This is a genomic window from Sphingopyxis sp. NJF-3, assembly GCF_053514865.1.
The window spans coordinates 2,177,106-2,199,152 of the sequence record NZ_CM130726.1; the positions used below are offsets into that span (position 1 = coordinate 2,177,106).

20 protein-coding genes are annotated in these 22,047 nt (G+C 67.2%); 13 read left to right on the plus strand and 7 right to left on the minus strand.

Annotated features, from left to right (window positions below):
• Window positions 1-2: 2 nt before the first annotated feature.
• The 4 genes from ACOTSS_RS10755 to ACOTSS_RS10770 all read left to right on the plus strand — a co-directional run bounded on the left by ACOTSS_RS10755 (window position 3) and on the right by ACOTSS_RS10770 (window position 1,474).
• Entirely contained in the window at window positions 3-449 is a 447-nt protein-coding gene (locus ACOTSS_RS10755) for a phage holin family protein (RefSeq protein WP_448688160.1), read from the plus strand.
• Complete coding sequence (locus ACOTSS_RS10760; RefSeq protein WP_448688161.1) at window positions 449-844, plus strand: hypothetical protein; 396 nt, start codon at window positions 449-451, stop codon at window positions 842-844. The genes ACOTSS_RS10755 and ACOTSS_RS10760 overlap by 1 nt, the downstream gene beginning before the upstream one ends.
• The gene (locus ACOTSS_RS10765) at window positions 828-1,184 is read left to right on the plus strand and encodes a hypothetical protein (RefSeq protein WP_095383889.1); all 357 of its coding nucleotides are present in this window, start codon (window positions 828-830) and stop codon (window positions 1,182-1,184) included. The genes ACOTSS_RS10760 and ACOTSS_RS10765 overlap by 17 nt, the downstream gene beginning before the upstream one ends.
• A 74-nt stretch (window positions 1,185-1,258) precedes the next feature.
• Complete coding sequence (locus ACOTSS_RS10770) at window positions 1,259-1,474, plus strand: DUF4170 domain-containing protein (RefSeq protein WP_448688162.1); 216 nt, start codon at window positions 1,259-1,261, stop codon at window positions 1,472-1,474.
• Window positions 1,475-1,515: 41 nt separating this feature from the next.
• Here ACOTSS_RS10770 and ACOTSS_RS10775 read toward each other — a convergent pair whose 3' ends face one another.
• The gene (locus ACOTSS_RS10775; RefSeq protein WP_448688163.1) at window positions 1,516-2,217 is read right to left on the minus strand and encodes a hypothetical protein; all 702 of its coding nucleotides are present in this window, start codon (window positions 2,215-2,217) and stop codon (window positions 1,516-1,518) included.
• 221 nt (window positions 2,218-2,438) lie between these two features.
• Here ACOTSS_RS10775 and ACOTSS_RS10780 point away from each other — a divergent pair, with 221 nt between their 5' ends.
• Window positions 2,439-3,341, plus strand: a complete 903-nt coding sequence (locus tag ACOTSS_RS10780) for an alpha/beta hydrolase fold domain-containing protein (RefSeq protein WP_448688164.1) — start codon at window positions 2,439-2,441, stop codon at window positions 3,339-3,341.
• A 154-nt stretch (window positions 3,342-3,495) separates the two neighbouring features.
• Window positions 3,496-4,116: a TetR/AcrR family transcriptional regulator gene (locus tag ACOTSS_RS10785; RefSeq protein WP_448688165.1), complete on the plus strand. Its 621-nt coding sequence runs from the start codon at window positions 3,496-3,498 to the stop codon at window positions 4,114-4,116.
• Window positions 4,117-4,239: 123 nt separating this feature from the next.
• Here ACOTSS_RS10785 and ACOTSS_RS10790 read toward each other — a convergent pair whose 3' ends face one another.
• Window positions 4,240-7,359 carry a TonB-dependent receptor gene (locus tag ACOTSS_RS10790; protein ID WP_448688166.1) on the minus strand — a complete coding sequence of 1,040 codons (3,120 nt, stop codon included), beginning with the start codon at window positions 7,357-7,359 and terminating at the stop codon, window positions 4,240-4,242.
• A gap of 372 nt (window positions 7,360-7,731) precedes the next feature.
• Between ACOTSS_RS10790 and ACOTSS_RS10795 the strand changes: the two genes are divergently transcribed.
• Together ACOTSS_RS10795 and ACOTSS_RS10800 are read left to right on the plus strand one after the other, a co-directional pair.
• Window positions 7,732-8,595 (plus strand): metal-dependent hydrolase, encoded by an 864-nt coding sequence (locus ACOTSS_RS10795; protein WP_448688167.1) that lies wholly within the window; start codon window positions 7,732-7,734, stop codon window positions 8,593-8,595.
• Window position 8,596: 1 nt separating this feature from the next.
• Window positions 8,597-9,451 carry an SDR family NAD(P)-dependent oxidoreductase gene (locus ACOTSS_RS10800; RefSeq protein ID WP_448688168.1) on the plus strand — a complete coding sequence of 285 codons (855 nt, stop codon included), beginning with the start codon at window positions 8,597-8,599 and terminating at the stop codon, window positions 9,449-9,451.
• Between the two features lie 94 nt (window positions 9,452-9,545).
• On the opposite strand, the gene ACOTSS_RS10805 is transcribed toward ACOTSS_RS10800, so the two are convergent.
• The 3 genes from ACOTSS_RS10805 to ACOTSS_RS10815 form a co-directional block, all read right to left on the minus strand.
• The gene (locus ACOTSS_RS10805) at window positions 9,546-9,824 is read right to left on the minus strand and encodes an ETC complex I subunit (RefSeq protein WP_448688169.1); all 279 of its coding nucleotides are present in this window, start codon (window positions 9,822-9,824) and stop codon (window positions 9,546-9,548) included.
• A 203-nt stretch (window positions 9,825-10,027) separates the two neighbouring features.
• The gene (hrpB, locus tag ACOTSS_RS10810) at window positions 10,028-12,526 is read right to left on the minus strand and encodes an ATP-dependent helicase HrpB (protein WP_448688170.1); all 2,499 of its coding nucleotides are present in this window, start codon (window positions 12,524-12,526) and stop codon (window positions 10,028-10,030) included.
• Window positions 12,527-12,666: 140 nt separating this feature from the next.
• Window positions 12,667-13,680 carry a polyprenyl synthetase family protein gene (locus ACOTSS_RS10815; RefSeq protein ID WP_448688171.1) on the minus strand — a complete coding sequence of 338 codons (1,014 nt, stop codon included), beginning with the start codon at window positions 13,678-13,680 and terminating at the stop codon, window positions 12,667-12,669.
• Between the two features lie 109 nt (window positions 13,681-13,789).
• Between ACOTSS_RS10815 and ACOTSS_RS10820 the strand changes: the two genes are divergently transcribed.
• From ACOTSS_RS10820 to ACOTSS_RS10830, 3 genes are all read left to right on the plus strand, one after another.
• A complete protein-coding gene (locus tag ACOTSS_RS10820) occupies window positions 13,790-14,077 on the plus strand; it encodes a chorismate mutase (protein ID WP_095383871.1) in 288 nt (95 codons plus the stop codon).
• The gene (locus tag ACOTSS_RS10825) at window positions 14,074-14,763 is read left to right on the plus strand and encodes a glutathione S-transferase N-terminal domain-containing protein (protein WP_448688172.1); all 690 of its coding nucleotides are present in this window, start codon (window positions 14,074-14,076) and stop codon (window positions 14,761-14,763) included. The genes ACOTSS_RS10820 and ACOTSS_RS10825 overlap by 4 nt, the downstream gene beginning before the upstream one ends.
• A 409-nt stretch (window positions 14,764-15,172) precedes the next feature.
• The gene (locus tag ACOTSS_RS10830) at window positions 15,173-17,488 is read left to right on the plus strand and encodes a patatin-like protein (protein WP_448688173.1); all 2,316 of its coding nucleotides are present in this window, start codon (window positions 15,173-15,175) and stop codon (window positions 17,486-17,488) included.
• Between the two features lie 190 nt (window positions 17,489-17,678).
• Here the strand turns inward: ACOTSS_RS10830 and dnaJ are convergent, their stop codons facing one another.
• Together dnaJ and dnaK are read right to left on the minus strand one after the other, a co-directional pair.
• Window positions 17,679-18,812 carry a molecular chaperone DnaJ gene (gene dnaJ, locus ACOTSS_RS10835; RefSeq protein ID WP_448688174.1) on the minus strand — a complete coding sequence of 378 codons (1,134 nt, stop codon included), beginning with the start codon at window positions 18,810-18,812 and terminating at the stop codon, window positions 17,679-17,681.
• Window positions 18,813-18,931: 119 nt separating this feature from the next.
• A complete protein-coding gene (gene dnaK / locus ACOTSS_RS10840; RefSeq protein WP_448688175.1) occupies window positions 18,932-20,836 on the minus strand; it encodes a molecular chaperone DnaK in 1,905 nt (634 codons plus the stop codon).
• A 163-nt stretch (window positions 20,837-20,999) separates the two neighbouring features.
• On the opposite strand from dnaK, the gene ACOTSS_RS10845 reads away from it, so the two are divergent.
• Together ACOTSS_RS10845 and ACOTSS_RS10850 are read left to right on the plus strand one after the other, a co-directional pair.
• Complete coding sequence (locus ACOTSS_RS10845) at window positions 21,000-21,548, plus strand: copper chaperone PCu(A)C (protein ID WP_448688176.1); 549 nt, start codon at window positions 21,000-21,002, stop codon at window positions 21,546-21,548.
• 6 nt (window positions 21,549-21,554) lie between these two features.
• Window positions 21,555-22,028 (plus strand): vgr related protein, encoded by a 474-nt coding sequence (locus tag ACOTSS_RS10850; RefSeq protein WP_448688177.1) that lies wholly within the window; start codon window positions 21,555-21,557, stop codon window positions 22,026-22,028.
• Window positions 22,029-22,047: the final 19 nt, after the last annotated feature.

A 22,047-nucleotide genomic window follows, 5' to 3' on the forward strand; every position in this document is an offset into this window, starting at 1 on the left:
CCTTGTCGTCCTCCGAACCCGACACCCCGCCGCCCGCCCAGCGCAGCTTCGACGGCGTGAGCCACGGCTATGCGCCCGACGGTCGGCCGGTCACGCCGCCCCCGGTACCGCTCGAAAAGATCGTCGGCGACGTCGTCGACGATCTGCGGGCGACGGCGGAGGCCGAGCTGACGCTGCTCAAGGCGCGCGGCGCGCTCGCCTATCATGGCGTCGGCTGGACCTCGGCGTGGGGCTTCATCGCCGCCTGCGCGCTGCTCGTTGCCATGCTCGCGCTGGCGTTCGGCGCGATCCTGGTGCTGGCGCAGCATATCGGCCCGCTGCTCGCGACGCTGATCGTGTTCGCGGTGCTGCTAGGGGTCGCCGCGATCGCCGGCTGGCGCGCGCGGCTCAACTATGGCGACGTCAAAGCGGCGTTCCGCGACGACCTGCTCGCCCGGGGAGACGATTGATGCGCCCGTCGCGTGCCCGCCTGATCAACGCCGTGCGCCGGTCGATGATCCAGCGCGCCGAACTGCGGCGCAAGCTGCACGTCGCCGGCGACGCGCTGAAACCCAAATCGCTGCTCGACCGCGGCAAATATCGCGTCGGCGAAAAGGTCGACGACGCCGCGCATGTCGTTCGCGAGCAGTTCCGCGACAACCGCCTGCCGATCGCAATCGCCGCGGCGGCGGGCCTTGCATGGCTGTTCCGCGAGCCGATCAAGGAGCATGTCCCGCGCCTAGGCCGCAAGCTGCGCGACCTCGCCGACGGCGCGATCGCGCATCTGCACCCCGCGCGCCCCGAAGACGAAGCGGCCGACGACGCCGAAACCCCTATGGAGGAAGATGATGAAGCCCCTCGGTGAAACCGCGCGCGAAACGCGTGCGAAAGCGAGCGAACTGGCGGAGAAAACCGCCGAAAGCGCGAAGGCGACCGCCGAGGCGGCGCGCGCGCGGCTGCAGGACGGCTACGACCGCGCCCGCGAGGCGACGAGCGAACTCGCCGCGAAGGGCCGCGAACAAGCCGACGCCGCGCGCGAGGCCGCGGGCCAGGCCTATGAAAAGGGCAAGGCGCAGGCGAAGCGCGCCAACAGCAAGCTCAAGGACGTCGCCGAAAAGCAGCCGATGGCACTGGTGGCAGGCGCGGTCGCGATCGGCGCGCTGCTCGGCTCGCTGCTCCCGAAGTCGGGCCGCAAGGACGACTGATGCGCTTGCCGTAAGGGCGCGGCGCTGTTAGGGGGCGCCCCATCTCCCCCGCGCCCCGCGCCAAGGACAGCATCATGAGCAAATTGCACCTCGTATTCGGCGGACGCGTCAGCGATCCGCAGGGCCTCGATTTCGTCGACCTCGGCGCGCTCGACGTCGTCGGCCTGTTTCCCGATTACAAGTCGGCCGAAAAGGCCTGGCGCGCCGCCGCGCAGCGCACCGTCGACGACGCCGAGATGAAATATGTCGTCGTCCACCTGCACAAGCTGCTGCAGCCCGACAGCGAATAAGCGGAACCCCTATCCGGCCGCCGCCGACGCGGCGGCATCGTTCAGGACACGCGGCCGAAGGGCAGCAATTGCCTGGCGAGGCGCGAGGCGCCCTTCGCATCGCCCGCGTTGACCAGCGCGAGGACCCGCTTCGCCGCGGCCTGGGTGATCCGGTCGACCTCGGACGGCGCCGCAGCGCCGGCCGCCTTCTGGAGCAAGGGCTTCGCCGCGGCGGCGTCGCCCGGATCGAGCGCGATCCGCGCCAGCCCGGCATAGGCGGGAAAGAAGGCGCGATTGCCGCCCAGACGAACCGCCCTGTCGAGCGCGGTCAGCCCCTTGCTCTTGCTGGCACCGAGCGCGGTGCCGCCGACAAATCCCCCCACCTCGCCGATCACCGTGAGATGCCATCCGCCGAGCGCGATCTGCGCTTCGGGGTCGCTGGGATGACGCTTTGCGAAGGCCGTCAGCAGGTCGCGGCCGCGGCGCGCATCGCCCATCGATCGCGTCAGCTTGCCGCGATAGCCGAGCGCGATCCCCTGCTGGAGCTGCGCATCGCGGTTCGCGGGCGCCTTCGCCAATGTCGCGTCGATCGCGCCGATCGCCTTGTTGACCAATGCGAGCGCCTGCGTCTTGCTCGTCGTCTGGAATGCCGCAGTGACGAGCGTGGCGCGCGGGCTCGCGGCGGGAGCGGCCGAGGCCGCCGGCGCGGCCAGGACGATCGAAACGGCGCCGATCAAGGCGGTCGGTTTGTACATGCTGTACATGGGGGGAGCTCCATCCTTGTTTGCGATGCCGGTCTCGATTTCATATTTTGACATACATGTCAATTAAAGTTAGATGATGCGCTGCCGTCCAGTCGAAAACTTCCCATTTTCCGTCATTTTCGAAACGACCAATCTCCATCTCATCAATTCATATATTTGTTCATGTCAAATTCATGCGAGGCAACATGCTGGATGAGAGCGATATTCGGGCGCAGCAACGGTTGAACCGCAGGCTCCGCCACCTCCCCCGGCTGACCGTCGCCGGGCGCGGACGCCTGTGGCTGACGCGCCGGCTGCTGCGCGCCGCGACGATCGGCTCGGCGGCGCGGGTGCGGCGGCGCGGGCTCGAACTGACGATCACGACGCTGCCCACCCCCGAGCGGACCCCGGTGCGGATCATCCGCCCGCAGGGGTCACCGCGCGGCCTGCTCGTCGATTTCCACGGCGGGGCCTGGGCGATCGGGCTCGCCGCGATGGACGACAAGCTCAACACCGGCTTCGCCGAGGCCTGCGGACTCGTCGTCGCGTCGGTCGACTATCGGCTCGCCATGCCGCGCGCGATCGGCGCGCTGCAGGCCGAGTGCGCCGCGGCGCTGCTCGCGCTTCTGAAGATGGAGGCCCTCGCGGAGTTCCCCGTCTTCCTGACCGGCGAATCCGCCGGCGGACATCTCGCGCTGTCGGCCGCGCAGCGGCTCGCGAGCCATCCGCTGCTCGCCGGCCGCTTCGCGGGCCTGCTGCTCCATTATGGCGCCTATGATCTGGGCGGCAGCCCCAGCGCGCTCGCCGCCGGGCCCGACACGCTCGTCCTCGACGGCCCCTCGCTCGAACGGCAGATCGCCCTGCTCTGCCCCCGCATGTCGCCGGCCGAGCGCCGCCGCCCTGCCCTGTCGCCGCTCTATGGCGAGATGGCGGGGCTGCCGCCGACGCTGATCGTCGTCGGCGACATCGACCCGCTGCGCGACGACAGCCTGCAACTTGCGGAGCATATGCACGCGGCCGACGTCGCGGTGGAAACGCTGCTGCTGCCCGGCGCACCGCACGGCATCCTCCACATGCGCGGCCTCTATGCCGAAAAAGTGCGCCGCGCCGGCCGCGAATGGCTGGACCGGCGGCTGTCGGCCTGATCCCCCTTCCCGCTTGCCGGAGGGGAGATGGACCGAGGGCGCCGTTTCAACATTGCTGTCATATTGACGAATCCGTGCCGGGGGTTCAGGGAAGGTCCATTGGACCGTTGCGCGCCCTGCGGCGCGCGCAGCATGGGGCGACAAGGGAGCGGCATTGACTCAATCGGCGAACGCCTCGAAACCGCCGCGCGTCCGGCGGCGCAAGAGACAGGGCGAGGTCGCGCGCGAGGAAGGGCTGGTCGCGGCGCGCAGGCTGTTGCTCGAACGCGGTCCGGCCGGGGTGACGCTCGCCAATGTCGGCGACGCGATCGGCATGTCGCACGCCAATGTCCTCTATCATTTCGGCTCGGCCGCCGATCTGCAGTCGGCGCTGATGGGGTCGATGATCCGCGACCTGACCGACGCGCTCGACGGCGCGGTCGAGCGGATCAAGACCGATGGCGCCGCGCCGCGCGTGATCGTCGACCAGGTGTTCGACGCCTTCGGCGAGGGCGGCGCGGGGCAGCTCGCGGCCTGGATCGCCCTGTCGCGCGACTTTTCGCACCTCGAGCCGGTGCGCGAGGCGGTGAACAGCCTGGTCGTCGCCTTTCGCGACAAGTTCCTCGACGAGGACGCCGACCCGCGCGTCCGTTCGGCGGTGCTGATGATCGCGGTCTGCGCCTTCGGCGACGCGGTGATCGGCCCGCACCTGCGCGACATGCTGGGGCAGGACGACGACGCCATGCGCAGCCTCGCCGCCAAGCTGCTGCCGATGTTCGTCATCGGGCCGCTTTAGGGGCCGCTTATCGCGCTGCGTAGCGGGCAGCTTTTCACGCTTTTCGGCGAACAAAAGCGGCGGGTCGAAACCCGCCGCAGGGAGAGGAACGAAGAGGCCCCGCTCCGGAGACCAGCCGCGCAATCAGAAGGTCTTGCTGATGCTGAACCCGATGATCCGCGGATCGAGCACGAAGATGTTCGTGGTCAGCGCGGCATCGTCGCTGTTGAGGAAGGAGTCGGTGACCGGCGTCGAATTGAAGACATTCTTCACATAGGCCTCCATGTGCAGGCCCTCCGGCCCGTCGACGGCGAACGTCAGGTTGAAGTTCGTCCAGTTCCTCAGCCGGTCATAGGGATTGAGATTATAAACGCGCGCCCAGCTTTTGGCCTGCCAGTAACCGTCGCCGCGGATCGTGGCGCTCCAGTCTTCACCGAACGGGATCGTATATTCGGCGCCCAGATTGACCGTCCAGCGCGGCGAGTTGGGCATCTCCTTGCCCGACAGGTCGGTTTTCAGGCCGGCGCCGCCGTTAAGCTCGGGATAATTGGCGGGGTCATAGGGCGCGCCGGTAGCAGGATCGGTCGGCGGAGCGCCGATCAAGCCCAGCAACCCCCCGATACCGCCGCAGACCGACCAATAGTTGACCAACTCCGTCGTATTCTGGAGCCAGGATTCGGCGACCGCCGTTGGAACGACGCAGTTCGAAGGCAATTGCACCCACGGCCGGAAAACCGTGTAGTCGGGATTGCCCAAATTGCGGTTCATGATGTCGATCGACGTTTCGCCCTTGCCGATCTTCGTCTTCAGATAACCGACATTGGCGATCAGGCGGAAATTGGGCGTCGGCGAAAAAGCTGCCTGCAACTCGGCGCCATAGATCGTCGAATCGAAATTCTCGTTCACCGCGGTGCGGTCGCGAATCTGCGAAACCTGATAGTCCTTATAATCGTAGAAAAAGGCGCTGGCGTTGAGGATGAGCGCGCCGCCGAGCAGGCTGTTTTTCGTTCCGACCTCGAACGCGTTCACATATTCGGGCTTGAAGGTCCGGTCATATTCGACGCTTCTCAGAGTCAATATGTTCAAGAGATCCGGGTTCGTGGCGAGAATGGCGTCATATAGGCCATCTCCCGGTCGGAACACGCCCGCTTCCACAAGCTGCTCGCCGGTCGGATATCCGGGGCTCGGGGGGTTCATGCCGCCGCCCTTATATCCGCGCGAATAGAAGGCGTAGATCATCGTCTCGTCGGTGAAATCAAGCACCGGCTTCCAATCGACGCCGAAGCGTCCGGTGAAGGTGCCCCATTTCAAATTGATGTCGGGATCGGGGATGAAACCGGTGCCGGTGAGACCGCCACCAATAAGCGTCGGCGCCAGCAGAAGCTGGCTCGGGATCGGGGTGAAGCGCTTCTTGTCGAGCGTATAGCGCAGCCCGGCGGTCAGTTTCAGGTCGGGCGTGATATTCCAGTAGGCTTCGCCGAAGAGCCCGTATGATTTGAGCGAATAGGGGTTCGAACTGCGGAAATAATTATGACCGAGCCCGTCCATGGTCGCGACCGGATTGGGGTCGATATAGGGGCAGAAGCTGTTCTTGATCGGGATGGGTGAATTAGCCGGTTCAAGTGCGGGGCCGGAGAACCCGCAATTCGTTATGTCGCTGCCGCTATTGAACGGGAAGATCAAGGAGAGCGCCGTTAGAACGTTGCTCATAATATAATAATCTTCCTGCGCCTTGAACTTCGTGAAATTGGCGCCGAGGCTGAAATTGAACGGGCCGTCAAAGTCCGATTGCAGACGCAGTTCCTGCGAAAATTGTTTCGAATCGGATGATGCGACATCGAAGGTCCCGATCGTGTTCGAACATCCGATCTGCGGGTCGCAGAATATTCCTCCCGGCGCGAGATCACGATAGTCAAAGCGACCGTAAGGCTGGGGCATCGTCGTATTGATATCGATCACGCTGGTGTCGTTGAACACCGGCACCGTGTTGAAACGGTTGAAATCCTGGAAGCTATAGACATGATCCCAGTTATAGGCGGTCTGCGACGACAGCGTCAGCGTATCGGTCAGATCGACATCGAGATTGAACTGAAGAATATCGGCGCCGGCGCGATAGATCGGATCGTTGAACGAGGCGATCTCACGCAGATTGCGCGACTGCGTTACCCCGCCATAGGGATCGACCGGATTTATCAATGTCACCGGATTACCGCTGGCGTCATATCCAAAGCCGAAAAGGGTGTTGAGTTCGATCAGCGCCGCAATCGGCGGGAACGAAAGGCCGTTGGGGGTGCCATAGGCGTCGTCATCGTATAAACTGCCCGCCTTGCACCCGGTGCTGAACAGCGCCCTTCTGATATTGTTGAACCCCCTGCCTTCCGGATCGCCGGCATCGTCCTCCACCACCGGGGTCGATCCGACAATGTCCGGTCCGTCGTCGCGGTGACATATCTGCTTGCCGGTGCGCGAGCGGTCGTCCTTTTCGTGGAAACGCTCCCAGATCAGGCTGCCCCGCACGCTCGGCACGGGTTCGAAGCCCAGCGTCACGCGCCCCGACCACAGGTCGCGCCCGTTGATGCGATGCTGGGTGACGCTGTTATAATCATAGCCGTCGCGCTGGGTCATCGAGCCTGCAAGGCGCAGGCCGAGCTTGTCGGTCACGATCGGGATATTCAGCATACCGACGAGCCGGCGGCTGTTGTAATTGCCGACCTCGCCCTTGATGCTGCCCTCGAACTTATTGAGCTTGGGCTTGGCCGAGATCAGGTTGATGACGCCCGCCGTGGCGTTGCGGCCATAGAGCGTGCCCTGCGGCCCGCGCAGCACCTCGAGCCGCTCGACGTCGAAATATTCCTGTTCGAACAGGCGGTTGCGGAGCAGCGTCGTGTTGTTGAAGCTGACGGCGGCGCCGGCATCCGACGTGGTCGAGATCGACTTGGTGCCGATGCCGCGGATCGAGATGTTGTAGCCCGAGAAATTATTCTTGCTGAAGGTCAGGTTCGGCACCGCCTTCATCAGGTCGAACCCGCCTTCGACCTTCTGCGCGTTCAGATCCTCGCCGCTGAACGCCGAAATGGCGATCGGCACGTCCTGGACCTTCTCGACGCGCTTCTGCGCGGTGACGACGATCTCGTTCGCCGAGCGCGCGGGAGGCGCTTCCTCCTGCGCTGCCGCGTCCTGCGCCTGTGCGGATACCGTCAGCCCGATCGAAACGGCCATCAAGCTCACCGCGCCGCAGACGCGCGCCACCCTGTGCGATCGCATAACCCATCTCCCCTGAGAGCGGCGGTTGATCCGCCGCGCATTATTCGTTGCGCCTTCAGATGGGCGATTGCTGATATTAATGTCAATATCAAATTTAAGCCTCTATCCAGATCCCGGACATTCTCGCGATATCGAGGGTTTTCACGACCCCCAGCGGCGCATCCCGATCCCGGGCAATCCTCTTCGAAGACTCTGCGATATATTTGTATATAGGCGATAATATCTCCAAAGGCGCAACCGCTCCTCGCATCGCCAAGCCCCCATCGGCCGTGCGTCATTGATGAAGGGTCCGGAAGTGCCGGGAAAGTTTATATTGACATCATTGTCTGTAGAAGATTAAATTTACATCATTGTCAAAACGGAGTCGAATCCATGCCTCTCGAAACCTCCCATCCGGCCAAAAGCCCCGGCGATCTGTCGATCCGGGTCCGCAACCTTCAGTTCCGCTTCGACGATGCGACGCGCAGCCAGCGCTGGTGGCACGGCGGTGATCCGGTCGCGACCGCCTTCTTCAACGCCCTGTCGGCGACCTTCCCCGACGGCGAGAAATTCTTCATGGACAGCGTCCGCCACTTTCGCCACCTGACCCACGAACCACTGCGCTCGCAGATCAAGGATTTCGTCGGGCAGGAGGCGGTCCACAGCCGCGAGCACCGCACGTTCAACGCGCTGGCGACCGATGCCGGTTACGACATCGCCCGGCTCGAGGCGCGGACGCAGCGGGTCATCGCCTTCGGTCAGCGCAATGCGAAGATCCGCCAGCTCGCCGCGACCTGCGCGCTCGAGCATTTCACCGCGATCCTCGCCCATGCACTGCTCGCCGAGGGCAGCACCGACCTGACCGGCGCGCCCGAGGAGGCGCGGCGCATGTGGAGCTGGCACGCGATGGAAGAGCTGGAGCACAAGGCGGTCGCCTTCGACACGATGCGCGTCGCGACGCGGGACTGGTCGCCGCTGCGGCGCTATCTGCTGCGGACGCTGACGATGGTGGCGAGCACCCTGCTCTTCTTCTGGACGATCGGCGCCAACATGGCCTCGCTGTACCGCGAGGACGGCCTCAACACGCCGCGCACCTGGTGGCGGACCGCGAAATATCTGCTGGCGAAGCCCGGCGTATTGCGCCGCTGCTTCCGCCCCTATCTCCAATATTACCGGCCGGGGTTCCACCCGTGGGACCATGACGACCGCGCCCTGCTGGCGCAGACCGAAACCAGGCTGGGGCTCGCCGCGGGCTGACATGGCCTATGATCTTGACGGGCGCACCGTCGTCCTGACCGGCGCCGCGAGCGGCATCGGCGCGGCGCTCGCGCGCGAATTCGCGGCGCACGGCTGCCGATTGATCCTGATCGACCGCGACCGCGTCGCCCTCGCCCGCATGGCCGTGGAGCTGGGCGCCGCGGTTGCGGGCGCCCACGCGACCGACGTCGGCGACCGCGCGGCGGTGGCGGCGCTGCCCGCGAAGCTGATCGGCGAAGACGGCGTGCGCGCGGTCGATATCCTCGTCAATAACGCCGGAATCGCCGCGATGGGCCGCTTCGACCAGATGAGCCTCGACGAATTCGACACGGTGATGGCGATCAATTTCGGCGGCACGCTCGCCATGACCAAGGCGTTCCTGCCGCACCTCGGCGTCGACGCGCGGATCGCCAATCTATCGAGCCTCTTCGGCCTCATCGCGCCTCCGGGTCAGATACCCTATGCCGCGAGCAAGTTCGCGGTGCGCGGCTTTTCCGAGGCGCTGCGCCACGAACTGGCGGAAACCGGGATCCGCGTCCTGTCGGTCCATCCCGGCGGCATCCGTACCGGCATCGCCCGCAACGCCGCGATCGCGCGCGCCATCGCCCCCGGAACCGCACAGGAAGCGACCGCCGCCTTCGGAAAATTCCTGCGGATGAACCCCGAGCGCGCCGCCCGGCGGATCGTCCGCGCGATCCGCAAGGGCCAACCGCGCCTGCTGATCGGCGCCGACGCCCGCTTCGGCGACCTGCTCGCGCGCCTCTTTCCCTCGCATTACGGCAGCCTGCTCCGCTGGATGATGGGCGACATGCGCCGCCATATCGGCACGATGGAGCGTGGAAAGCCCGCATCATGACCGCGCCTGATCGCTGCGCCGGAAACGCCGTCAGGGGGCAATCGGAGGAATATAGGGCTTTGCCGGCTCGTCCGATCCGGCCTGACCCGGCCGCCTACCGGAAATTGTCGGCGTAGGCCTGAATCTTCAGCGTGCGCGCTGGGGTCGGCACGACCTCGGCCTCGATGCCGTTGCGCGCCGCATAGGCCAATGCCTCGTCGCGGCTCGCGAAGCCGAGGCGGAGCTGGCGCCGCGTATCGCCGCTGCCCGCCCAGCCCATCAGCGGGTCGGCCTTGGGCGCCTCGGCGGGGGCGAATTCCAGCATCCAGCGCTGCGTTCCGGCGCGGCCGGACTGCATCGCATTCTTGGGCTTCTGGAAAATCCGCGCTTTCATTCCGGGTCGTCCTGGCTGGTGTTTCTGCCGCCGCCTTAGCGTCAAGCGCACGCGACGCAAAGAGGAAAGCCCGCATTCCGAGGCGATCCTCATCTCCATCGTCACCCCGGACTTGATCCGGGGTCCATTCACGCCAGCGCCGGAGGACTGGATCCCGGATCAAGTCCGGGATGACGACCGTTTGAGGAGGGCTGCCACAACCTCTATGCCCCGTCGCGCCGCGCCTGCGCCGCCTTGGTGAGCAGGGTCGGCCGCGCGTTCGCCGGGTCGTCGGGCCAGCTATGCTTCGGATAGCGTCCGCGCATCTCGCGCGCGACGTCGTGCCAGCTGCCGCCCCAGAAGCCCGCGATGTCGCGCGTCGTCTGGATCGGGCGGTGCGCGGGCGAGGTCAGCGCGAGGACCAGCGGCACCGGCGGCTCGCCGACGCTCGGATGGCGCGTCAGGCCGAACAGCTCCTGTACCCGTACGCTCACCGTCGGGCCGCCCTCGGCGCCATAGTCGATCGGGTGGCGGCTGCCCGCGGGGGTCGCATAGTCGGAAGGCGCGCGTTTTTCGAGCAATTGCCGCGCCGGCCAGTCGAGCAAGCCCATCAGCGCGTCGGTGAGCTTGCGATCGGGAATGTCGCGCAGCCCCCGGCTGTCGGCGAGCAGCGGCGCGAGCCACAGGTCGAGGCTGTCGGCGAGCGCGCCGGGCGACAGCGTGTCGAGCCCCGCGAAGGACGCGCGCTGGCGCAGCGCCTGCGACGCCGGCCCCCAGCCGATCAGCCCGAGCCCCTTGCCCTGCACCGCTGCGAGGCGGACGGCGACATCGTCCTCGGCGCCCTCGCCGCGCCCGGCCTTGCCGCTCGCCAGCGCGATCGCGCCGAGCCGCCGTTCGCGGCGATGATCGACGCGGTCGCTAGCGGGGTCGTAGCGGCTCGCGGCGTGCGCGACGATGCGGTCGGCGAACAGCGCCTCTACCTCGGCCGCGTCGATCGGCGCGGCGGCGAGGATGCGCACGCCGGCCGCGTGGCCCTGCGCGTCGGCGATGGCGAGCCATTCGCCGTTCGCGAGCGGATCGACGGGGTCGAGCCGATAGGCGCGCCCGCCGACGCTCAGATATTCGCCGCGCTGCCCGGCGCGCGCCCGCGCGACGCGGTCGGGCCAGGCGGTCGCGATCCAGCCGCCGATCGCGCGCGACGGCACCCGGTCGCTGCCCGCCGCGAGCCGCTCGCCAAGGCTCGCAAGCCGCCGCGCAAGCCGCCACGCACCTTCGCTGCGCTCGCCCTTGGCGCCGCGCCAGCGCTGCAGCCGCGCCTCGACATCGACCCCGCGCCCGCCGAGCCCCGGCTCGGTCAGCAGCACCGCGAGCCGCGCCGCCAGCTCGGCCTCGCCCGCCGCCGCGGCGTCGAGGAGCATATGCGCGAGCGGCACCGGCAGCGGCACCGCGGCAAGCGCCTTGCCGTGCGCGGTGATCCGCCCGTCCTCGCCGAGCGCGCCGATCGCGATCAGCCGCGCCCTGGCCTCGGCGATCGCGGCGGGCGACGGCGGGTCGAGCCAGCCCAGTTGGCGCGGATCGACAATCCCCCAGCTCGCGCAGTCGAGCACGACGGGCATCAGGTCGTTCTCGTGGATCTCGGGCGGGTCGAAGGGCGGCATCCCCGCGGTCGCGGGCGCCTCCCACAGGCGATAAGCGACCCCCGGCCCCTGCCGCGCCGCGCGACCCGCGCGCTGGGTCGCCGACGCCTGGCTCGCGCGTTCGGTGACGAGCCGCGCGATGCCGGCTGCCTTGTCGAAGCGCGGGCGGCGCGACAGGCCGGCGTCGATGACGATCCGCACCCCGTCGATCGTCAGGCTGGTCTCGGCGATGCTCGTCGCGAGGATCAGCTTGCGCCGCCCCTCCGCGTCGCGGACCAGCGCCCGGCGCTGCACCGCCGGGTCGATCTGTCCGTGGAGCCGATGAACGACGAGCGGCAGCCGCGCCTCCTCGACCGCCGCCGCGGCGCGCTCGATATCGGCGGCGCCGGGCAGGAAGGCGAGCATATCGCCTTCCCCCTCATCGGCGAGCGCCTGCCGCACCGCGGCGAGCACGCTCGCCTCGAGCCGGTCCTCGGCCCGGCGGCCGACATGACGAAGCTCGAGCGGCCAGCTCTTGCCCTCGCTCTTCACCAGCGGCGCATCGCCGAGCAGCGCGCCGAAGCGCGCGCCGTCGAGCGTCGCCGACATGGCGACGAGGCGCAGGTCGTCGCGCAGCCCCTGCTGCGCGTCGATGGCGAGCGCCAGCGCGAAATCGCCGTCGAGGCTGCGTTCGTGCACCTCGTCGAACAGCACCGCGCTCACCCCGGCGAGTTCAGGATCGGCGAGGATGCGGGTGCGGAACAGCCCCGGCGTCATCACCAGCAGCCGCGTCGCCGCCGACTGCTTGCTGTCGAGCCGCGTCGCATAGCCGACGGTGCCGCCCACCGCCTCGCCCATCTCCTCGGCGATGCGCTCCGCCGCCGCGCGCGCGGCGAGACGGCGCGGCGACAGCAGCCACACCGTACCCGTGCACCACGGCTGACCCAGGATCGCGGGCGCGACGCGCGTCGTCTTGCCCGCGCCCGGCGGTGCGACGACGACGGCATTGGGCTTGAGCACCAGCGCCGCCATGATGTCGGGGAGCACCGCATCGATGGGGAGCGATTGGCGCGCGGCATCAATGCTTGGTTGGGGGCCGCAGGCCATAAATTAATCCGCCTCCCCGAGCGAAGACGAGGGGCTTTGCCGAGCGAAGTCGAGGCTGCGGCGCCCGCTGGTTCTCGCTTCGCTCGAACGGGCCCCTCGTCTTCGCTCGGGGAGGCGGTTCAATCCAGACTCACCTTGCATCAATAGGCGCGGGCGACCGCGAAGGCGACGGCCTCGGTCAGCGCCGCGCGCGCCTGGCTGGCGCGGAACCCGCCGATCGCGTCGACCGCGCGCTGCCCGTAATGCCGCGCGCGCGCCAGCGTGTCGGCGATCGCGTCGTGCTTCAACAGCAGCGACGTCGCATGGGCCAGATCCGCGTCCGAGGTCCGGTGGCCAACGATCGCCTGCTTCCAAAATTCGCGCTCCTCCGCCGTGCCGCGCGCATAGGCGAGGATGACGGGCAGTGTGACCTTGCCGTCGCGGAAATCGTCGCCGACGCCCTTCCCCATCGTTTCGGCGTCCGAGACATAGTCGATCGCATCGTCGACGAGCTGGAAGGCGATGCCGAGGTTGCGGCCATAGGCGTCGAGTGCCGCCTCGGTCGCCTCGTCGCGCTCGGCGACCACCGCCGCGATCTTGCACGCGGCGGCGAACAGCTCGGCGGTCTTGGCGTTGATGATCGCGAGATACTGATCCTCGCTCGTCTCGATGCGGCGCTGCGCCGAAAGCTGGTTGACCTCGCCCTCGGCGATCACCGCCGAGGCGCGCGACAGGATCTTCAGCACCTTCAGCGAGCCGTCCTCGACCATCACCTCGAAGGCGCGGCTGAACAGGAAGTCGCCGACGAGCACAGAGGCGCTGTTGCCCCAGATGATGTTCGCGGTCTTGCGTCCGCGGCGCAGGTCCGACCCGTCGACGACATCGTCGTGGAGCAGGGTCGCGGTGTGGATGAACTCGACCGCGGCGGCGAGCTTGCAGTGGCGGTGGCCCGGATAGTCGAGCAGCTGGCCGCAGGCGAGCGTCAGCATCGGCCGCATCCGCTTGCCGCCGCCCGCGATCAGATGCCCCGCGAGCTCGGGGATCAGCGGCACCTCCGACTGCATCCGGTCGAGAATGACCGCATTCACCTCGTTCATGTCGGCGGCGACGAGCGCCATCATCGGATCGAGAGAGGGCGGGCGGTCCCCGTGGAGCTGATGGATTTCCGCAGTCATGGCGAGCGCTCCCTTGGCCGCGCGGGGGGCAATTTGCAACGACTTTCGGCTTGCCAGCGCCCCCTTTGCGGTGCCAAGCGTGCCGCGAACGAGAGGAGCCGCCCGCCCGATGGACGACCAGTTGAGCCGTTACCGCCAGAGCATCGACAATATCGACGCCGCGCTCGTCTATATGCTCGCCGAACGCTTCAAGGTGACGAAGGCGGTCGGCGAGCTCAAGGCGACGATCGACCTGCCCCCCGCCGACCCCGACCGCGAGGCGCGTCAGATCGAACGGCTGCGCGCGCTGGCGCGCGAAGCCGACCTCGATCCCGAATTCAGCGAGAAATTCCTGCGCTTCATCATCGACGAGGTGATCCGCCACCACGAGCAGGTCAAACGGGAGAAGGACGCATGACCCATCCGATCTTCGCGCGCTGGCCCGCGCAGCATCCGGACCGCCTCCAGCTCTTTTCGGCGCCCACGCCCAACGGGGTGAAGGTGGGCATCATGCTCGAGGAAACGGGCCTCGCATACGAACCGCACCGCATCGACATCATGGCGAACGAAAGCCACGACCCCGCCTTCCTGACGCTCAACCCCAATGGCAAGATTCCCGCGATCTACGACCCCGACGGGCCGAACGGCACGCCGCTGGCGCTGTTCGAATCGGGCGCGATCCTGATCTATCTCGCGGACAAGACGGGGCAATTCCTCTCCGCCGACCCGAACGCGCGCTACGAGACGATCCAGTGGCTGATGTGGCAGATGGGGGGCGCCGGGCCGATGTTCGGCCAGCTCGGCTTCTTCAACAAATTCGCCGGCAAGGACTATGAGGACAAGCGCCCGCGCGATCGCTACGCGGCCGAATCCGCGCGCCTGCTCGGCGTTCTCGACGCGCGGCTGACGGAGCGGGCATGGGTGATGGGCGACGATTACAGCATCGCCGACATCTCGCTGCTCGGCTGGGTGCGCAACCTGATCGGCTTCTACGAGGCGCGCGAGATCGTCGGGTTCGATCGCTTCGTCCATGTCCAGCGCTGGCTCGAAACAGGCCTCACGCGGCCGGGCGTGCAGCGCGGGCTGGAAGTGACGGCGGCTTAGGGGGCACCGGAACCGACCGGTTTCGGACGTTTATTGCATCGTCATCCTGAACTTGTTTCAGGATTCATGGCCTGAGCCGTGTTTTGGCGCCGCGCCTTTTATTTCGCACAAAGACGCAAAGCCACGAAGAAGGAAGCCTTCGGCCGACGGGCCTGTTTCCTTGCCAACGATGCGGCTGGCCGCAGCGCGGGAAAGGAAGGCCGCTTTGCGGCCGGCGCAACACCTTGGTGGCTTTGCGTCTTTGTGCGAAAAACAAGCTGGCGCCGGCCTGGACGGATAACGCCGGGTCATGGATGCTGAAACAAGCTCAGCATGACGTGATTTTGAACGGCAACTCCCCACCCCAAAAACGGTCGCCCTTCGGCTCAAAGGGTGACGTCGCGCCCCAAAGCGCGCTATCAGCCCGAGCATGCGGGAAAAGGAACTGCGTTTCGCCCTGATTTGCTACGGCGGCATCAGTCTCGCCGTTTACATGCACGGCATCACCAAGGAAGTGTGGCGGCTCGCCGCGGCGTCGCGCGCCTTTCACGACGGCGCGACGATCGCGGGTTCGGGCGGCGTCTATCGCGACCTGCTCGCCGACCTGCTGGCGGGCAGCAACGTCCGGCTCCGCGTGCTCGCCGATATCGTCGCGGGGGCGAGCGCGGGCGGGATCAACGGCATCTTCCTCGCGCGCGCGCTGGCGACCGGCCAGTCGCTCGATCCGCTCACTGAATTGTGGCTGACCGACGCCGACGTCGACCGGCTGATCGACCCCGACGCGCGGCCGCTGTCGGCGGCGACCAAATTCTGGGCGGTGCCGATCGCCGGCTGGGCGATGAAGCGGCGCGGCAACGTCATCGACCGCACCGTCGGCGGCGCGGCGCAGGAGGAGGTGCGCGCCAAGCTGTCGCGCTTCGTGCGCGCGCGCTGGTTCGAACCGCCCTTCGGCGGCGCGACTTTCTCGAACCTGATCCTCGACGCGTTCGACGCGATGGACGGCGGGCCGCGCGGGCCGGCGCTGGTCCCGGCGGGGCAGCCCGTCGACCTGTTCGTCTCGGTCACCGATTTCGCCGGGCACAGCATGCCGCTCGCGCTCAACAGCCCGCCGCGCGTCACCGAGCAGGAACACCGGCTCGTTATCCATTTCCGGCACGACGGCCGTGCGGGCAAACGGCTCGACGATGTTCCCGGCCTCGCCGCCGCGGCGCGCGCGACCGCGAGCTTTCCCGGCGCCTTTCCCCCCTTCACGCTGCGCGAGATCGACGCGGTTCTGGCAAAGCGGGGCATCGACTGGCCCCACCGCGCCGACTTCATCCGCGTCCAACTGCCGCAAAGCGAAGAGGCCGACCCCGCCGACCGGGTGCTGATCGACGGATCGGTACTCGCCAACGCGCCCTTCCGCCCGGCGATCGCCGCGCTCAAGCAGCGGCCGGCACGGCGCGAGATCGACCGGCGCTTCGTCTATATCGACCCCAAGCCCGATTACCGCTCGATCAGCTTCAACCGCCACGGCGATCCGGTCGAGGGCGAGGAGAAAAGGCTGCCGGGCTTCCTGACCACGATCCTCGGCGCGCTCTCCGAAATTCCGCGCGAACAGCCGATCCGCGACAATGTCGAGGCGATCGAGGCGATGTCGCGGCGCATCCGCCGGATGCAGCATATCGTCGACGCGATGAAGGTCGAGGTCGAGGAACAGGTCGCGGCGCTGTTCGGCACCACCTTTTTCCTCGGCACGCCGACCCCGGCGCGGCTCGACCGCTGGCGTTCCAAGGCGCAGACCGAGGCGGCGTCGCGCGCGGGCTTCGCCTATGCGCCCTATGGGCACCTCAAGCTGTCGGCGATCGTCGAGGAACTGGTCCGCCTGATCGACCGGCTGTCGCCGCCCAAAGGCGCGGTGCATCGCGCCAACCGCCGGGCGGCGCTGTGGGACGAAGTGCGCGCGCGCGGGCTCGACCGCATCTCGGGCCGCAAGGGCGCGGGGGCGAGCCGCGATGCCGTCGACTTCTTCCGCGCCCACGACCTGGGCTTCCGCACCCGCCGCCTGCGTTTCCTCGCGCGCGAGCTCGACGCGGTCGAGGCGAAGCGCGACGAACGCGACCCGGCGTGCGAGGCGATGCGCGAGGCGATCTTCACCGCGCTCGGCCTCTATCTCGAGCGCGAGGGCGATAGCTGGCACGCCGATCTCGACGTATCGGACGATGCGGGCGTGGGCGCATGGATCGACGCGATCGGCGAACGGCGCGACCTGCCCGCGGTCGATCGCGAGGGCGACGGGCTGCTTGCCAAAAGCCTTGCCGCGTTGCCGAAGGACGACCGGCGGCAGCTCCTGCTCGCCTATCTCGGCTATCCCTTTTACGACATCGCGACGCTGCCGCTGCTGCAGGGCGAAGGGTTCGACGAATTCGATCCGATCAAGATCGACCGCATCTCTCCTTCCGACGCGACCGCGATCCGCACCGGCGGCGCCGCGGCGATGCTCAAAGGGATCGAGTTCAACAGCTTCGGCGCCTTCTTCAGTCGCGCGTACCGCGAGAATGACTATCTGTGGGGCCGGCTCCACGGCGCCGACCGATTGTGCGACATCGTGGCGTCGAGCGTGACGGGCGACGGCGCGCTGACCGCCGAGGCGCTGGCGACGCTCAAGCGGCGGGCGTTCCACGCGATATTGGACGAGGAGGAGGAAAGGCTGCCGCAGGTCAAGGCGCTGATCGCGGAGCTCAGGGGAGAGATAGGGGCTGGTTGATTCCTTCTTCCCTTGCGGGAGAAGGATACGAAGCCTTGCGCCAAAGGCGCTAGGCGCAGTTGGATGAGGGGTTGCGAGCCAGAGGCTCGCGCGCTCGCCCGGCGAGCGCATGCCCCTCACCCAGCTTCGACTAGCCAGCAAGCTGGCAAGTCTGCGCATCCCTCTCCCGCAAGGGGAGAGGGTTGGATAGTCACTCCGTCAGATCGTCCCACATTTCCTTGATGCGGCCGAAGAAGCCCTGGCTCGCGGGGCATTCGTCGCCGGTCTCGGTTTCGCGGAACGCCTGCAGCAGTTCCTTCTGCTTGGCGCTGAGCTTCGTCGGCGTCTCGACGTCGATCTGGACGACGAGGTCGCCGTGGCCGCGGCCGTTGAGCACCGGCATGCCGGCGCCCCGCTGGCGGAGCTGCTTGCCCGACTGGATGCCCGCGGGGATGCGGATGTCGTGCCTGGCGCCGTCGAGGCCCGGAATGCTGATCTCGCCGCCGAGCGCCGCGGTGGTGAAGCTGATCGGGGCGCGCGTGAACAGCGTCGTGCCCTCGCGTTCGAAGACCCGGTGACGCGCCATGTGGAGAAAGATGTAGAGGTCGCCCGGCGCCGCGCCGCGCGCGCCGCTCTCGCCTTCGCCCGACAGGCGGATGCGCGTGCCCTCGTCGACGCCCGGCGGGATGGTGACGGTCAGCGTCTTGCGCCGGTCGACGCGGCCTTCGCCGTGGCAGGTGCCGCACGGATCGGCGATCACCTCGCCCGCGCCCTGGCAGGCGGGACAGGTGCGCTCGACCATGAAGAAGCCCTGCTGCGCGCGCACCTTGCCGTGGCCGCCGCAGGTTCCGCAGCGGTGGGTGGTGGTGCCCGGCTTGGCGCCCGATCCGTCGCACGCGTCGCAGCGCGCGGCGACATCGACCTGAATCTCGCGGCTGCAGCCGGTGAAGGCGTCCTCGAGCCGGATTTCCATGTCGTAGCGCAGGTCGGCGCCGCGCGCGGGGCCGCGCTGCTGCTGCCGCCCGCCACCGAAGGCCGAGCCGAAGATCGATTCGAAAATATCGCCGATATCGCCGAAATCGGCGCCATTGCCGCCGCCAAAGCCATTCGCGCCGCCGCGCACGCCTTCTTTGCCGAAGCGGTCGTAGAGCGCACGCTTCTGCGGGTCCTTCAGGCAGTCATAGGCTTCGTTGATCGCCTTGAACCGCGCCTCGCTGTCGCCGCACCCCGGATTCTTGTCGGGGTGATATTGCATCGCGAGCTTGCGATAGGCGGCCTTCAGCACCTTGTCGTCGGCGGTGCGTTCGACTTCCAGCAGTTCGTAATAATCGATGTCGAGCGACATTCTCAAAAGCCCCTACTTCAACCCGTCACCCCAGCGAAAGCTGGGGTCGCTGTCGGTCCGGCGGCGCCATTCCCGAGAGCGATGCCAGCTTGCGCTGGCATGACGGCTGAAGGTCATCCTTACTTCTTGTCGTCTTCGACTTCCGAGAATTCGGCGTCGACGACGTCGTCGTCGGCCTTGGCCTCGCCGGCCTCGGCGCCGGGCGACGCGGCGGCCTGCTGTTCCTTTTCGTAGATCGCCTGGCCGAGCTTCATCGCGACCTGCGCCAGCGCCTGCGACTTTTCGGTCATCGCGGCGGGATCGCCGCCCTCCACCGCGGTCTTGGCTTCGGCGATCGCGGCTTCGATCTCGCCTTTCAGCCCCGCGTCGACCTTGTCGCCATGCTCTTCGAGCTGGCGTTCGGTCGAGTGGATCAGGCTTTCGGCGTTGTTCTTCGCCTCGGCCGCCTCGCGACGCTGCTTGTCCTCTTCGGCGAACTGCTCGGCATCCTTGACCATCTGGTCGATGTCGGCGTCGCTGAGCCCGCCACTGGCCTGGATCTTGATCTGCTGTTCCTTGCCGGTGCCCTTGTCCTTGGCGTGGACCGACACGATGCCGTTGGCGTCGATGTCGAAGGTCACCTCGATCTGCGGCACGCCGCGCGGCGCCGGCGGAATGCCGACGAGGTCGAACTGGCCGAGCAGCTTGTTGTCCGCCGCCATCTCGCGCTCGCCCTGGAAGACGCGGATCGTCACCGCCGACTGGTTGTCGTCGGCGGTCGAATAGACCTGCGACTTCTTGGTCGGGATCGTCGTGTTGCGGTCGATCATGCGCGTGAACACGCCGCCCAGCGTTTCGATGCCGAGGCTCAGCGGGGTCACATCGAGCAGCAGCACGTCCTTGACGTCGCCCTGCAGCACGCCCGCCTGGATCGCGGCGCCGATCGCGACGACCTCGTCGGGGTTGACGCCGGTGTGCGGTTCCTTGCCGAAGAAATCCTTCACGACCTCGCGCACGCGCGGCATGCGCGTCATGCCGCCGACGAGCACGACCTCGTCGATGTCGCTGGCGCTGACGCCGGCGTCCTTGATCGCCTTCTTGCAAGGTTCGAGCGTGCGCTTGATCAGGTCCTCGACCAGTTTCTCGAGGTCGGCGCGGGTGATCGTCTTGACCAGATGCTTCGGCCCGTTGGCGTCGGCGGTGATGAAGGGCAGGTTGACCTCGGTCGACTGCGCGGTCGACAGTTCGATCTTCGCCTTTTCGGCGGCTTCCTTCAGCCGCTGCAGCGCCAGCTTGTCGCCGCGCAGGTCGATGCCTTCGTCCTTCTTGAAGCCGTCGGCGAGATATTCGACGATCTTGCTGTCGAAATCCTCGCCGCCGAGGAAGGTGTCGCCGTTGGTCGACTTCACCTCGAACACGCCGTCGCCGACTTCGAGGATCGAGATGTCGAAGGTGCCGCCGCCGAGGTCATAGACCGCGATCGTCTTGTTCTCCGACTTGTCGAGGCCATAGGCGAGCGCGGCCGCGGTCGGCTCGTTGATGATGCGCAGCACTTCGAGACCGGCGATCTTGCCGGCGTCCTTGGTCGCCTGGCGCTGGGCGTCGTTGAAGTAGGCGGGAACGGTGATCACCGCCTGCTCGACCTTCTCGCCCAGATAGCTTTCCGCGGTTTCCTTCATCTTCTGAAGGATGAAGGCGCTGATCTGCGACGGCGAATAATCCTCGCCGCCCGCCTTGACCCAGGCGTCGCCGTTGGCGCCCTTGACGATGTTGTAGGGGACGAGTTCCATATCCTTCTTGGTCATGGGGTCGTCGAAGCGGCGGCCGATCAGGCGCTTCACCGCGAATACGGTATTTTCGGGATTGGTGACCGCCTGGCGCTTCGCCGGCTGGCCGATCAGCCGTTCGCCGTCCTTGGCGAAGGCGACGATCGACGGCGTCGTGCGCGCGCCTTCCACATTGTCGATAACCTTGGGCTTGCCGCCTTCCATCACCGCGACACAGCTGTTGGTGGTGCCGAGGTCGATCCCGATCACTTTGGCCATAATATACACGTCCTTGTTGCTTTTGCGGCGCCCTGAAAAGGCACGCCCGTCGTTGATCCCTTCACGGGTTTCTGGGCGCGATATAGGTGCGCTAATCCTTGGCACAAGGGCTTTGAAGGCTTATCGGTGGCGGGATAATTCCAGCCAGACCCGGAGTCTCCCGATGAAGTCCTTTGCAATCGCCGCCCTCGCCGCCGCCGCGCTGACCCTGTCCGGGTGCGGAGACAATCTGGGCCAGGGGCCGGTGCTGCACGTCGCGAGCGGCTATATCGAAATGGGCGCGACCCCCGACCGCCCCGCCGCGGGCTATTTCACCATCGAGGGCGGGCCGCGCGACGTCGCGCTGATGGCGGTCAGTTCCGACCTCGCGCAGCGCGTCGAGATGCACGAAAGCGTCAAGGAAAATGGCGTCGTCTCAATGAAGCCGCTGGTCAGCGCGCCGGTGCCCGCGAAGGGCAAGCTCGAATTCAAGCCCGGCGGCAAGCATCTGATGATCTGGAACATCAACGGCGCCGCGGTGCGCGCGGGCAAGCTGCCGATGATCTTCGTCTTCTCGAACAACAACAACGAACGCATCCTGTTCGACCTGGTGATCAAGCCAGCCCCGGCGGCGGAGGGCGCGGCCGGCGCGGCGATGGACCATGGCGCGATGGACATGGGCGGCGCGGACAAGAGCGACAACAAGGGGGCGGCGGACGCGGCGAAGAAATAAGCGCGCATGCCGCGCCCGTCGCGCGCCCTGACGGCCGGCGAGATCGCGCTCGCCCGCAGCGTATTCGGCGGCTCGATCGACTATGCGCGGGTGCGCGTGTGCCACCACAAATGGGCCTTCTTTCAGCCGAAGCGCGTGGTGATGGCGCCGATGGGCGCGCTCCATTTCCACCCGCACGGGGACCTCTATGCAGAGGATTTCAGCGTCGCCTCGCTGGCGCTCCAGGGCCTGTTCATCCACGAGATGACGCACGTCTGGCAGGCGCAGACGCGCGGGCGCTGGTATCTGGTGCTGATGCGCCACCCCTTCGCGACCTATAGCTACAGCCTCAAACCCGGCTGGCTGCTCCACCGCTACGGGCTCGAACAGCAGGCCGAGATCGTGCGGCATTACTGGTTGCTGACGCAGGGCGTGACGATCGGCGGCGCGCCGGGGGTGGAGGCGTATCGCGCGGTGCTGCCGTTTGCGGGAGCCGTGTGAGCGGTTTCGATCGATGGCG

Bases quoted from the DNA above. Each gene is read 5' to 3' on its own strand.
- ACOTSS_RS10760 (WP_448688161.1), top strand. From the start codon at position 449: ATGCGCCCGTCGCGTGCCCGCCTGATCAACGCCGTGCGCCGGTCGATG.
- ACOTSS_RS10765 (WP_095383889.1), top strand. From the start codon at position 828: ATGAAGCCCCTCGGTGAAACCGCGCGCGAAACGCGTGCGAAAGCGAGC.
- ACOTSS_RS10770 (WP_448688162.1), top strand. From the start codon at position 1,259: ATGAGCAAATTGCACCTCGTATTCGGCGGACGCGTCAGCGATCCGCAG.
- ACOTSS_RS10775 (WP_448688163.1), bottom strand. From the start codon at position 2,217: ATGTACAGCATGTACAAACCGACCGCCTTGATCGGCGCCGTTTCGATC.
- ACOTSS_RS10790 (WP_448688166.1), bottom strand. From the start codon at position 7,359: ATGCGATCGCACAGGGTGGCGCGCGTCTGCGGCGCGGTGAGCTTGATG.
- ACOTSS_RS10795 (WP_448688167.1), top strand. From the start codon at position 7,732: ATGCCTCTCGAAACCTCCCATCCGGCCAAAAGCCCCGGCGATCTGTCG.
- ACOTSS_RS10800 (WP_448688168.1), top strand. From the start codon at position 8,597: ATGGCCTATGATCTTGACGGGCGCACCGTCGTCCTGACCGGCGCCGCG.
- ACOTSS_RS10805 (WP_448688169.1), bottom strand. From the start codon at position 9,824: ATGAAAGCGCGGATTTTCCAGAAGCCCAAGAATGCGATGCAGTCCGGC.
- hrpB (WP_448688170.1), bottom strand. From the start codon at position 12,526: ATGGCCTGCGGCCCCCAACCAAGCATTGATGCCGCGCGCCAATCGCTC.
- ACOTSS_RS10815 (WP_448688171.1), bottom strand. From the start codon at position 13,680: ATGACTGCGGAAATCCATCAGCTCCACGGGGACCGCCCGCCCTCTCTC.
- ACOTSS_RS10820 (WP_095383871.1), top strand. From the start codon at position 13,790: ATGGACGACCAGTTGAGCCGTTACCGCCAGAGCATCGACAATATCGAC.
- ACOTSS_RS10825 (WP_448688172.1), top strand. From the start codon at position 14,074: ATGACCCATCCGATCTTCGCGCGCTGGCCCGCGCAGCATCCGGACCGC.
- ACOTSS_RS10830 (WP_448688173.1), top strand. From the start codon at position 15,173: ATGCGGGAAAAGGAACTGCGTTTCGCCCTGATTTGCTACGGCGGCATC.
- dnaJ (WP_448688174.1), bottom strand. From the start codon at position 18,812: ATGTCGCTCGACATCGATTATTACGAACTGCTGGAAGTCGAACGCACC.
- dnaK (WP_448688175.1), bottom strand. From the start codon at position 20,836: ATGGCCAAAGTGATCGGGATCGACCTCGGCACCACCAACAGCTGTGTC.
- ACOTSS_RS10845 (WP_448688176.1), top strand. From the start codon at position 21,000: ATGAAGTCCTTTGCAATCGCCGCCCTCGCCGCCGCCGCGCTGACCCTG.
- ACOTSS_RS10850 (WP_448688177.1), top strand. From the start codon at position 21,555: ATGCCGCGCCCGTCGCGCGCCCTGACGGCCGGCGAGATCGCGCTCGCC.